This is a genomic window from Lentibacillus kapialis (assembly GCF_014646635.1).
GTDB lineage: Bacteria > Bacillota > Bacilli > Bacillales > Amphibacillaceae > Lentibacillus > Lentibacillus kapialis.
In genome coordinates this window covers 15,173-27,386 of record NZ_BMNQ01000048.1, presented here as the reverse complement: position 1 = coordinate 27,386, position 12,214 = coordinate 15,173, and the positions used below count along the sequence as shown (strand labels likewise).

The window sequence follows — 12,214 nt, the reverse complement described above, 5'->3', positions numbered from 1 at the left end:
TCCCAATGTTGATTACTATCAAAAAAGATTTGCTTCATAATATTTTTCTCCATACATTAAAGATACCACAGTAAACAACACTGTGGTAGAGCCAAAAATTTATACTTTCTTATCTTTTTAGAAAAAACGGGCAAAGTGCGGCCCGGTCCTTTTCTGTTTAGCCAAACTATAGAATATCCGATAATCTATAGTTCTGTCCACGCATGCCTTTATAACATCCCGGATACATCTCTCTTCCACGTTGTTCACAGCTAAATTTTGTCTCGGAAACTCCCCCTATGTCCAAGCCCACGTTTCTAGGAAGTAAATAGCGGATGGGAGAATCTGCCGAAGCCGGATTTTCCGGAAAGAACGGATCCTCGTTCCGCTAAATAGACATAAACCACCCTTTTTAGCGTTACAATGAATCCTCCCATCCGCTATTCATGTAAAAACTAAGGCATAGCCTCGTCTTATAGCGAGTGCCGAAGTTTTTCCTTCTGACGTTGAAATAAAAAAGGCTAATAGGATGGTCTAAAAACGCACCACATTAGCCTTAATGATATGCCTTTTTCTTATTTCTTTGCTTTTTTCGCCTTAATTTTCTTCTTGTTTTTCTTTTTCGGCGTTTTTGTGTTAACCAGTTCAAAATCTACCACGCGTTCATCCGTATTAACTTTAACAACACGTACATCGACTTCTTCGCCAATCTTGTACATATTGCCTGTGCGTTCACCAATCATCGCATGATTACGGTCATCGTAATGGTAATAATCGTCTGTCAGGTAGCTAACGTGTACGAGCCCTTCAATTGTATTTTCCAGCTCAACAAATAACCCAAAATTGGTAATTGAGCTGATGACCCCTGTATACGCTTCACCGATTTTGTCCTGCATGAACTCAGCTTTTTTCAAATCATCCGTTTCACGTTCGGCATCGACCGCCGCCCGCTCCATTTCGGATGAATGACGGGCGATTTCCGGCATCCGTTCTTTCCAGTGGCCGATCGTATTCCCGTCCAACTTTTTATCAATCAAATAGGTTCTGATCAAGCGATGCACCGTCAAATCCGGATAACGACGAATCGGTGACGTGAAATGCGTATAAAAATCAGTTGCCAGCCCAAAATGCCCGATACTCCCGGGATCATATTTAGCCTGCTGCATCGAGCGCAGCATCAGCTTGGAAACAATCATTTCTTCAGGCTTGCCTTTCACTTCCTCAATCACTTTCTGCAGCGCCGATGGATGAATTTCATTCGCGGTTCCTTTCACAACATAGCCAAGTCCGGCGATAAACTCGAAAAATTGCTGGAGTTTGTTTTCATCCGGATCCTGGTGAATCCGGTGTATGAATGGAACGTCCATCCAGTGAAAATGTTCTGCAACGGTTTCGTTCGCTGCCAGCATAAACTCTTCAATCAAACGTTCAGCTACTGATCGTTCCCTTAGTACAACATCTTCCGGTTTACCCGTATCATCGACGAGTACTTCAGCTTCTTTAAAATCAAAATCGATGGCACCCCGGCCCATCCTTTTCGCACGCAGAATTTCAGCCAACTTTTCCATATTTTCAAACATGGGCACAAGCGGTTTGTAACGGTCCCGGAGATTCTCATCTTTTTCATTCAGGATTTTATTCACATCATGATAGGTCATACGTTCATCCGTCTTGATTACGCTTTGAAATATTTCGTGATTCACTACATCGCCTGTGGTATTGATCTCCATTTCACAGCCAAGCGTGAGCCTGTCCACTTGCGGATTTAAGGAGCAAATACCATTTGACAAACGATGCGGAATCATCGGAATGACCCGGTCGACCAGATAGACACTTGTGGCGCGCTCGAACGCCTCCTCATCAATCGGAGTGTTCTCTTCCACATAATAGCTGACGTCTGCAATATAAACCCCGAGCTGAAAATTCCCGTTCTCCAGTTGTTTAACGGAAACTGCATCATCCAAATCCTTTGCATCCGCCCCATCAATGGTGACAATCTGTTCCTCACGCAAGTCACGACGGTTTTCTATATCAGATGAATCGATGTGCTCGGGCGTATTAGCAGCCTGGTCCAACACCTCTTCCGGAAAATCTACTTTAATGCCATGTTTATGAATAATTGAAATGATATCAATACCCGGATCGTTTTTGTGCCCAAGAATGTAAATGATTTCACCTTCCGCACTCATCCGACCCTCTGGATATTTCGTAATATGAGCAATTACCTTGTGACCACTTACCGCACCGCCATTCATACTTTTTGGAATGAAAATATCGTTCGGGATCCGCTTATCATCGGCAACAACAAAACCAAAGGACTTATTGTCTTCGAACGTACCGACGACCTGGTGTGTTGCGCGTTCTAAAACGCGGATAACCGTCCCTTCAGGTCTATTTCCTCCATCATGTTGCTTTTCAATCCGCACCATCACTTTGTCATTATTCATAGCCGATGCGAGATCTGAATGATGAATGTAGACATCAGTCCGGGTATCATCGTCAGGTATCAAAAAAGCGAACCCTTTGGCATGCATTTGAATCCGTCCCCGGATAAGATTCATCTTTTCCGGCAGACCGAAACGGTTTTTCCGCGTACGAACAAGCTCACCTGTTTCCTCAAGTGCATTCAGTGCTTTTACCAATTCTTTGAACTCAACAGCATCTTCAAGGTCTAATGCCTCTTCAAGTTCCTCCACAGATAGCGGTTTTTCACTATGTTCATTAAAATAATTGTGCAGGCGTTCCTGCATAGTTCCGTTCATAAATCTCACCTTCTTCCTACTGCTATTATTCACGTTTTTTCTTAAATATAATCATACGTTCCAGTTAAGGGACTCCAAAAATTGGTAGACATCATCAAAGAGTTGTTCTTTTTCCTTATCCATCGTAATGACATGTCCGGACTCTTCATACCATTTGATAGTCTTTTGATCTGCTTCAACATTTTCGTAAATGTATGTGGCACTGTTGGTATTTATCATTTCATCCTGGCGCGCCTGAACAACAAACGTAGGTGTGTAAATGAAGTCAATGTTATGATTGACCTCTGTTATTAAGTTGCCCAAATCGGAAAACATATCACGTGAATTATCGACAAGTTCCTGGACTTCCTTTTGAATCGTATCTTTATCTTTTCCTTCCAGTTGCTTAAATTCCATTGCTTTAAATTTGTATCCTTTTGTCAGCTCCTCTTCATTATCGAAAAACATAGGAGCGCACATCGGAATGACGCCTTTAACCACTTCAGTGTATGCAAGCTTCAGACTCAGCACCCCGCCAAGTGACAAACCGGCAATCGCTATTTCTTTATATCCCAGTTCTTTTAGGTGATAAAAGGCGTTTTTAACGTCCTCCCACCATTCATCGGCGCTCGCTTTCACCAGCTCTTCGGGTTCCTTTCCATGACCGCGGTAAATCGGAGCATGACTGGTGTAGCCTTTTTTCTCCAGAAAACGACCCAGCATGCGCACATCTGCTGAATGCCCGGTGAATCCATGTAATAACAATACCGCACGCGGGCCTGCTTCAAACGTAAATGGTTGCGGCAATTTAATTTTCATTGTTTGTTTCATCTCCTCTTATGATTACTGATCCATAAAGTATACCTTACCCGAATAGTGTGTTTCCATTAGAAAAACTCGACATTCGCCTCGTCTTATAGCGAATGCCGAAGCCTTATAAGGTCATCCATCATTTATACTTTCTGACGTTAAAAATAAAAAACTCTTATCGCACTGATAAGAGTCTTTCATTTATCATTGAATGACATAGCCGCTAATAAACGCTAAAACAAAGAACAGTACGCCGGTAACGATTGTCCCCCGATGCAGAAACAAGTCCGCTCCGCGTGCTTTTTGTTTACCGAAAAGCTGCTCAGCTCCTCCTGAAATAGCTCCGGAAAGGCCGGCACTTTTTCCTGATTGCAATAAAATAAGAACTACCATAATAATGGCATCAATCAACAATGCTATATGAACGAACGTTTCCATGTGTTAACCAGCACCCCCAGTCGATACACTCTGCTTCTAGTATGTACTTTAGCATAACATTCTCTTCCATCGCAAGTTATCTCTTGCATATTTTTGGACGTTTTGCACCTCACGTCCTATTATAATACTTATCACGCGTTTAGAAATGGATGATGATTTAATGGAGAAAACGATCTGGTTAACACGTCCGGATAATGTCGACATTCATCTGAAAAAATGGACACTTTCTGAACAGGAGCCCAAGGCAATCGTTCAGATTGCTCATGGCATGATTGAACATATTGGCCGGTATGATCATTTTGCAAATTTCCTGATGGAAAACAATATAGCCATTTATGGAAATGACCATCGCGGCCACGGAAAAACAGCGGAAAATCAGGGATTATTTGGTTATTTTGCTGAAGAAAACGGTTTTGAAAAAGTAACAGATGATATGTTTGCAGTAACAAAACAAATCAAACAGGATTACCCCGACAAACCTGTATTTCTGTTTGGTCATAGTATGGGATCATTTCTGGCGCGGCATTACATCCAGAAATACAGTGATTTTATTGACGGGGTTATGTTGTCCGGTACAGGCCATCATTCACGAATCACTGTAGAAACTGCCATGAAAATTGCTGCTGCTTTACCCGCCAAAGAAAAATCCAAGTTGATGAATACACTTGTTTTTTCTCCCTATAACAAACGCATTCATAATAAAGTGACACATTTTGACTGGCTAACCGGGGATGAAAAGATCATTCAATCTTATATGGATGATCCTTATTGTGGGTTTATTCCAACAGCAGGGTTTTTCAAGGATCTTATGACCGGACTTCTAATCATCCGGAATCCGAACAATAACCGGCGCATTCGAGCGGACTTACCGATGCTCATTATCAGTGGTACCGAAGACCCGGTTGGCAACTATACAAAAGGTGTTTGGAAAGTGGCTGAATTATACAATGAGGCTGGTCTCGATCACGTAATAACCATGTTGGCCGAAGAAGGGCGACATGAGTTGTTGAACGAGCAGAATCGGCATGAGATTTTTTGTTTTCTTTTGGACTGGATAATCGGGCTGACAAGCAAGAATTCTTGATTTGGCGGAGCATGTACGTGTAAAATGAAACGTGGAGTTAAATTCAATCGAAGGGTTGGTCAACTATTATGATTCAAGGAATTGCCGCATCAAACGGTATAGCAATCGGCAAGGCGTATCAGCTTGTCACTCCGGAATTAACTTACGAAAAGAAATCAATTGATAATCCAAATAAAGAAATCGAACGTCTTGAAGACGCACTGCAAACAGCTAAACAAGAGCTCGAACAAATTCGGGAACATACCAGAAAACAAATGGGAGATGAGCATGCAGAAATCTTCTCTGCCCATTTACTTGTACTGGATGACCCGGAACTTGTTAACCCCATTAAAGATAACATCACAAATGAGAACGTCATGGCTGAAACGGCTTTGGAAAAGACAACCAATATGTTTATCGATATGTTCCAAAATATGGATAATGAATACATGCGGGAACGTGCAGCTGATATCCAGGATGTTTCAAAACGCGTCCTCGCGCACCTACTTGGTATCACCATTCCTAGTCCGGCACTAATCGATGAAAAGGTGATTGTCATCGCCAATGATTTAACGCCGTCTGACACCGCTCAGCTTAATCGGGAGTTTGTTCAAGGATTTGCAACAGACATTGGCGGAAGGACTTCGCACTCAGCCATTATGGCCAGGTCCCTGGAAATCCCGGCTGTTGTTGGCACCAAAAAGATTACCGATGCTATTAAACAGGATGACATGATCATTGTCGATGGCATTGCAGGAGACGTGCTTGTGAATCCCTCCGATGATGAACTGGCAGCCTATAAAGCCAAACAGGAGAAATTTGAAAAGCAGAAAGAAGAATGGGCCAAGCTGAAAGACGAGCCGACGATAACTGCTGATAAGGAACAGGTTGAACTAGCCGCCAACATTGGTACCCCGGATGATGTAACAAGCGTACTTTCAAATGGCGGAGAAGGCATCGGATTATATCGTACTGAGTTTTTATATATGGGGAAAAATCAACTGCCAACCGAGGACGAGCAGTATGATGCCTATAAATCCGTCCTTGAACAAATGAACGATAAGCCTGTTGTTGTCCGTACACTTGATATCGGCGGAGACAAAGAATTAAGCTATTTGGACTTGCCGGAGGAACTGAACCCGTTCTTAGGTTTCCGCGCCATCCGCTTCTGTTTGGAAAACGAACATGTTTTCCGCCCGCAGTTGAGGGCGCTGTTGCGGGCTAGCATCCATGGAAACCTGAAGATTATGTTTCCGATGGTCGCCACATTGGAAGAGTTCCGTCAGGCGAAAGGGATTCTTTTGGATGAAAAACAAAACTTGAAAGATGAAGGTGCCGACGTTTCGGATAATATTGAGGTTGGGATCATGGTGGAGATTCCCTCAACTGCTGTGACAGCCAAACAGTTTGCCAAAGAAGTCGACTTCTTCAGTATTGGCACGAATGATTTGATTCAGTACACCATGGCAGCCGATCGAATGAATGAACGCGTATCTTATCTATATCAGCCATATCACCCTGCCATTTTGAATCTAATCAGCACGGTGATTGAGGCAGCACACTCTGAAGACAAGTGGGTTGGTATGTGCGGCGAGATGGCCGGGGACTCGATTGCTATTCCGGCATTGCTTGGGCTCGGTCTCGACGAATTCAGCATGAGCGCAACATCCATTCTCCCGGCCCGTACGCAGCTGCGCGGATTATCTAAAGAAAAAATGGTTTCTTACAAAGACAAGCTCCTATCGATGAGTACGACTGAAGAAGTTGTAGAGTTTATCAAGGAGAAAACCGAATAAGATTCAAAGAAGCCAATAGCGGATGAGGGGATCTGCCTAAATGGGATTATCCATATCTAACGGATCCTCATTCCGCTAAATGGGCATAAATCACCCTATTTAGTGCTTTAATGAATCCTCATTCCGCTATTCAAGTAAAAACAGGGTAAATTAGGCTAAAAAGAGGAAATAACGGAATGAGAATCCGCTAACATGCTGAAAAAGGTGTCATTGACGAAAATAGCGGAATGAGGATCCGCTGAAGTTGGGTTTTCCGGACAGAACGGATTCTCCCATCCACTATTCGAACAAAACTAAGATATTGATTGCTATCGGACGTTATACCAAAAACACCCGGATTCCAACAAGGCTTTCCGGGTGTTTCCTATTTGGCTATAATTGCGCCGCTGTTCTGTTTTTTAAGACAGTCTTACTTTAGTCGATTCTCATTTGTTCACTCGGAAATAAACTCAAGTTTATTATCAATCGGCGTCCTGCCTTTATCGCGCGGAATTTTTTCCGGATAACCGATTTGCATCACAGCCGCAATTTTCACCATATCGCCTTCAAGACCAATATCTTCAGCAAATCTTTTATCATGCATATACGGTGTGATGGTCCAAAGCATTCCGATACCATATTCCCAGGCAGCCAGCTGAATATTTTGAATGAAGGCACAAATGGCAGCATATTCTTCCTCATATCGGACAGGCCCTTCTTCATTAGGAAAATAAATTAATGCATGATGTGGAATGTGCAATAAAAATTTCTTCATCGATTCAATCATATTTTGTGTCTTTTGATCATCAGCTGTCTTCAGCATGCCTATACGCTGATAACTTGCGATGATGGCATCTACAAAATTCACCTTACCATTTCGCTCATACAGTTTTATGTTCCATGGCTCTTTCATATAATGCGTCGGTGCATATGAACCGTAAGTGAAAATTTCCCGCAATGTAGCATGGTCGATTGTGTCACGCTTGAAATTGTGAATGGATCGGCGTGCTTTGATAGCTGTTAATATATCGATTGGCATCACCTCATACAAAACGCTCTCTCAATCTATTATGCCATTTACTGAAACGCCTGCCCAGTCATGATCGACATAAATTTGTTGTAAAATTGCCAGTAATCGAGCTCTAATGCAATACGGTGGTGTTTTTCATCATTCGCTTCAGATTCCTGAAGATCCACATATGGTCTGATATCTGTAATGCTTTGTCCTCTGTCTACCCCATTTTCGCTTTGAATAATGTCAACCGGTAGATACCTGAATACAAACATATCTTTATCAACAGTTGCCATTAATGTCACAACGTCATGCAGTGGGCTGCCGTATATTCCAGGGTTCCGCTGTTTGTAAAAATGGTAGTAATAGTCAAGCAGCGGCTTTATAATTTTAGTGCGGCCCACTCTGCTGATATAATCAACCATCTGCGGTGTCGCAATTGCTTGCATGGTCACATTTAACGGGACAATCGTGACAGGGTATGCATTTTTTAATACGAGCCGAGCAGCAATCGGATCACCATAAAAATTGGCTTCTGACACCGCTGTTGCATTCCCTGGAACCCAAAATGCCCCACCCATCATATAAATATGCTGCACATTTCCCATGACAAATGGATACAAAATAAACATTGTGGCAAGCGACGTCAACCTGCCAATATTAACAATCACCAAATCCTGATCGTGATATCGTTTTATAATTTCAACAACCTCAAAGAAATTTTCAACGACACCCCCCTCATTCACAAGCGGTGGTTCAATTGGACCAAGTCCGTATTCCCCATGAATTTCGGGAAAAAACTCAGGAATCTCACCGGTCATCGGTTTTTCCGCACCTAAAACAACTTCTATTGATGGATCAATATCAAACCATTCTCTTATGTAATTAACATTTGCCATTGCTTTTTCTCTTGGTATATTGCCATAGTTGGCTACGACCCCAACAATATCAATCGTGTTATCAAAATAGCCGTAAATCAGTGCGACAGTATCGTCAATACCAATATCACCAAATACCAGCACCTTTTGTCCCATTAAATCCTCTCCCGAATTTGGAATAGTTACCCAGTTAACATTATTCGCCGAGGTATTTGTCCTATACCAATTTAATGACACCATTGCAGCTACTGTAGTTGCCAGTTGCATCAGAAAGGTGTTGTTCAGAGGGATTTATTATTTTCAAGCAAGTCAAGTATAAAAAGTTTCATATCAACAACCCGGAGATACTTTGGCTTATTAGTGGTCCCTGCGATTACCAGCGGCACCAACGTTTCCTGCTTGTGCAAAGACCCATGTGCAGCACCACCACGATGGAACGGTGTCGATTGGGCTTTAAATTCACATCCGGGTTTTGCATTAACCATGACAAACCGACCCGGCTGAGAATGCAAGGCACCGTAAATACGGGCTAATCCATCCGGATAATCACCATAAGAAATTTTGTTATCACTTGAGAGGGTTAAATCCAAAAGATCAGGATTTCCTCTTATGTTCCATGTTTGCCGGTACATGTCTGAATATTCACCACCTGGACTATAATGTAACGACCCTTTTCTCATGCCTGATTCAATGTGAATACCATTTCCGGAGTTCCAGGCTATAATATCAATCCGGGGATCTTTCACCAGTTGTTCGGTAACAGCTGAGAGAGGTATTGTTTCATCCAGTATGTAAATATATGCCATACGCTGATTGACACTGAGTACGACCTGATCTTTTTTTCGAATAGCGTGCTGAATGCGTGCGATACGGTATTTCTTCAGTATTTTGCGAAGATCAATCACAAAGTCACGGTACCTGGATCCCATCGGTGAATGACCGTTATCCCCCATAACCATCCATACATTTTGGTTAAGCGCTTCTTGCCAGCTCGGGTATAAATTGAGCGTTTTTTGGATTTGGCGGTCAATTTTGGCAATTCCCTTTATGTCCATCGGTCCTTTTAAATGAATGCGCAAATCCAAATCCTGAAAGATGCAAAATGTAAAGCCCGGAAGTTTATTTCGGCGGATTAAATGACGAAGCTCCCGGGCAGTATATTTATAATTTCCGGCTGCGACTTTTGTTGCCAGACCTCGTTTACGCAATTTAGAAAAAACACCTAAGGAAAAAATCGATGTAGCTTCCGCTGTCCACTGACCATCTGTAAAACGAGTGAATCCGCGCAGCAGTCCGGGAACTTGCAGCTTTTGCGGTGTATTGCCGCGATAAACAAAGGAATTGATGGAAGCGGATCGTATTCCTTTATCTGCCAATTCTTCATAAATGGTAGTGACATTCTTGCTCAAGTGTTCATTATTTAGCCGATAAAGCATATTGTGAACTGTTTTTCTAAGTCCTGACTTACGCGTCTCTCTGAATCCGGTCCCATAGTTAATAATCTCATCTTTGGAGGCATCGAACCAGTTTAAACCGGGAATTTGGTGTTGATCAGCATATGTGCCTGTCAGAAGACTGCTGTCAATCGTTACTGACATTGTAGGGAAAGAACTGACCATATTGGGACTATAGCTGCCATTTTCCATCAGAAACTTCAAAGCCGGTGCCTTTCCGGTTTGTACAGCTATTTCCAACGGCTCAGGCATCAATGAATCGATATTCAATAGAATGACTGGTTTGGACGGTTTTATATGTTGATTCACTTTGTTTCATCCTCACTGTTGAAATAAAACTCTTTATAAAATCATCATGTCTTATTACTGTCCAATTCATTTTCACCTATTCCCTGCAACATTTTAATTTAAAGCTGCTCATGGTTATTGGAAGGCTCCTATTATAAGTTTTCTTGCAACGTCAGAAAGTATAAATTATGGATGACCTTATAAGCTTCGGCATTCGCTATAAGACGAGGCGAATGCCGAGTTTTTCTAACTTTTAATTCGCGTAGTTGAGATGAAATCCAACACAGTCAAAGATTTTTTCCATTCTGAATACAAAAAGTGCTTCAAGACGCTGCGGAAATACTTTCTTTGGGCGGATGATGAGCCTTCTCAAGTTCAGGACGCTCTCGCTCAAGTTCAGGACGCCCTCGCTAAAAGAAAAGATGGCTCTCCTTTTGGATCGCCATCTTTCTATTTAAGCATGAGTACATCATTTATTTTTTCAAATTATAAAATGCATTCAAACCGGCATATTCACCCATGCCTGCCAGTTCATCTTCAATGCGCAGGAGCTGATTGTATTTAGCAACGCGGTCGGTACGCGATGGGGCGCCTGTTTTAATCTGACCGGCATTTGCAGCAACAGCAATATCAGCAATTGTGGCATCTTCGGTCTCACCTGAACGGTGCGATATGACAGCCGTATAGCCTGCCTGCTTAGCCATTTCAATCGCTTCAAACGTTTCAGTCAGTGTACCGATTTGGTTTACTTTAACTAAAATTGAGTTACCAATTCCTTCTTCAATTCCGCGGGAAAGTTTGCTTGTATTCGTAACAAACAGATCATCACCAACAAGCTGAACGCGATCTCCAATTCGCTCTGTCAGCAGTTTATGGCCTTCCCAGTCGTTTTCATCAAGGCCGTCTTCAATTGAGATAATCGGATATTTATTGATCAAATCCTCATACCAGTCAACCATTTCCGATGCTGAGCGGGTAACCCCTTCGCCCTTCAGATGATACTTGCCATCTTCATAGATTTCAGAGGAAGCAACATCCATTGCCAGCTTGACTTCCTCACCAGGTTTATAGCCGGCCGTTTCAATGGCTTCAACAATTGTCCCAAGTGCTTCTTCATTGGAGTCAAGGTTTGGTGCAAATCCGCCTTCATCACCGACGCCGGTATTATAGCCTTTCGACTTCAGCACCTTTTTCAGGGAGTGGAAAATCTCTGCACCTGTACGCAATGCCTCTTTAAATGTCGGCGCTGCTGCAGGCATAATCATAAATTCCTGGATATCCACATTATTATCTGCATGCTCTCCACCATTAAGAATGTTCATCATTGGTGTTGGAAGTGTCTTGGCATTAAAACCACCTAGATAGTTATACAACGGCAGTTCCAAATAACTGGATGCTGCGTGTGCAACTGCCATGGAAACACCAAGAATAGCATTAGCGCCCAGCTTACCTTTGTTTTCAGTACCATCAAGTTCGAGCATGATCTGATCGATAATATTTTGACGTGTTGCATCAACACCTATCAACTCCGGTGCGATGACATCATTAACGTTTTCAACTGCCTTTTCCACACCTTTTCCAAGATAACGATTGCTGTCGTCATCGCGTAATTCGACTGCTTCATACTCACCGGTTGAGGCCCCGCTCGGCACCAAAGCTGCACCAAATGCACCTGATTCGGTGAACACTTCCACTTCTACTGTTGGGTTGCCGCGGGAATCAAGAACCTCCCGGGCGTAGACATCTGTAATGTATGGCATCCAACCACTCCTTTTA

Annotated in this window: 9 protein-coding genes; 2 read left to right on the top strand and 7 right to left on the bottom strand. The window is 42.6% G+C overall.

Going from position 1 to position 12,214, the window contains the following annotated elements:
• Nucleotides 1–554: 554 nt before the first annotated feature.
• The 3 genes from rnr to secG all read right to left on the bottom strand — a co-directional run bounded on the left by rnr (nt 555) and on the right by secG (nt 3,968).
• Entirely contained in the window at nt 555–2,741 is a 2,187-nt protein-coding gene (rnr, locus tag IEW67_RS13760) for a ribonuclease R (RefSeq protein WP_188633658.1), read from the bottom strand.
• Nucleotides 2,742–2,792: 51 nt separating this feature from the next.
• Nucleotides 2,793–3,539, bottom strand: coding sequence for an alpha/beta hydrolase (locus IEW67_RS13755; RefSeq protein ID WP_188633657.1), 747 nt, complete (start codon nt 3,537–3,539; stop codon nt 2,793–2,795).
• A 195-nt stretch (nt 3,540–3,734) separates the two neighbouring features.
• A complete protein-coding gene (gene secG, locus IEW67_RS13750) occupies nt 3,735–3,968 on the bottom strand; it encodes a preprotein translocase subunit SecG (protein WP_188633656.1) in 234 nt (77 codons plus the stop codon).
• A gap of 160 nt (nt 3,969–4,128) precedes the next feature.
• On the opposite strand from secG, the gene IEW67_RS13745 reads away from it, so the two are divergent.
• Nucleotides 4,129–5,052: an alpha/beta hydrolase gene (locus IEW67_RS13745; RefSeq protein ID WP_188633655.1), complete on the top strand. Its 924-nt coding sequence runs from the start codon at nt 4,129–4,131 to the stop codon at nt 5,050–5,052.
• Nucleotides 5,053–5,120: 68 nt separating this feature from the next.
• Complete coding sequence (ptsP, locus tag IEW67_RS13740; protein WP_188633654.1) at nt 5,121–6,827, top strand: phosphoenolpyruvate--protein phosphotransferase; 1,707 nt, start codon at nt 5,121–5,123, stop codon at nt 6,825–6,827.
• 433 nt (nt 6,828–7,260) lie between these two features.
• Here the strand turns inward: ptsP and IEW67_RS13735 are convergent, their stop codons facing one another.
• From IEW67_RS13735 to eno, 4 genes are all read right to left on the bottom strand, one after another.
• Nucleotides 7,261–7,848 carry a nitroreductase family protein gene (locus IEW67_RS13735; RefSeq protein WP_229671852.1) on the bottom strand — a complete coding sequence of 196 codons (588 nt, stop codon included), beginning with the start codon at nt 7,846–7,848 and terminating at the stop codon, nt 7,261–7,263.
• Nucleotides 7,849–7,883: 35 nt separating this feature from the next.
• Nucleotides 7,884–8,852: a nucleoside hydrolase gene (locus tag IEW67_RS13730; RefSeq protein WP_188633652.1), complete on the bottom strand. Its 969-nt coding sequence runs from the start codon at nt 8,850–8,852 to the stop codon at nt 7,884–7,886.
• A gap of 125 nt (nt 8,853–8,977) precedes the next feature.
• Nucleotides 8,978–10,459, bottom strand: coding sequence for an alkaline phosphatase family protein (locus IEW67_RS13725; RefSeq protein ID WP_188633651.1), 1,482 nt, complete (start codon nt 10,457–10,459; stop codon nt 8,978–8,980).
• Between the two features lie 452 nt (nt 10,460–10,911).
• Complete coding sequence (eno, locus tag IEW67_RS13720; RefSeq protein ID WP_188633650.1) at nt 10,912–12,198, bottom strand: phosphopyruvate hydratase; 1,287 nt, start codon at nt 12,196–12,198, stop codon at nt 10,912–10,914.
• Nucleotides 12,199–12,214 lie beyond the last annotated feature (16 nt).

Bases quoted from the DNA above. Each gene is read 5' to 3' on its own strand.
- IEW67_RS13730 (WP_188633652.1), bottom strand. From the start codon at position 8,852: ATGGGACAAAAGGTGCTGGTATTTGGTGATATTGGTATTGACGATACT.
- IEW67_RS13745 (WP_188633655.1), top strand. From the start codon at position 4,129: ATGGAGAAAACGATCTGGTTAACACGTCCGGATAATGTCGACATTCAT.
- rnr (WP_188633658.1), bottom strand. From the start codon at position 2,741: ATGAACGGAACTATGCAGGAACGCCTGCACAATTATTTTAATGAACAT.
- ptsP (WP_188633654.1), top strand. From the start codon at position 5,121: ATGATTCAAGGAATTGCCGCATCAAACGGTATAGCAATCGGCAAGGCG.
- IEW67_RS13755 (WP_188633657.1), bottom strand. From the start codon at position 3,539: ATGAAAATTAAATTGCCGCAACCATTTACGTTTGAAGCAGGCCCGCGT.
- secG (WP_188633656.1), bottom strand. From the start codon at position 3,968: ATGGAAACGTTCGTTCATATAGCATTGTTGATTGATGCCATTATTATG.
- eno (WP_188633650.1), bottom strand. From the start codon at position 12,198: ATGCCATACATTACAGATGTCTACGCCCGGGAGGTTCTTGATTCCCGC.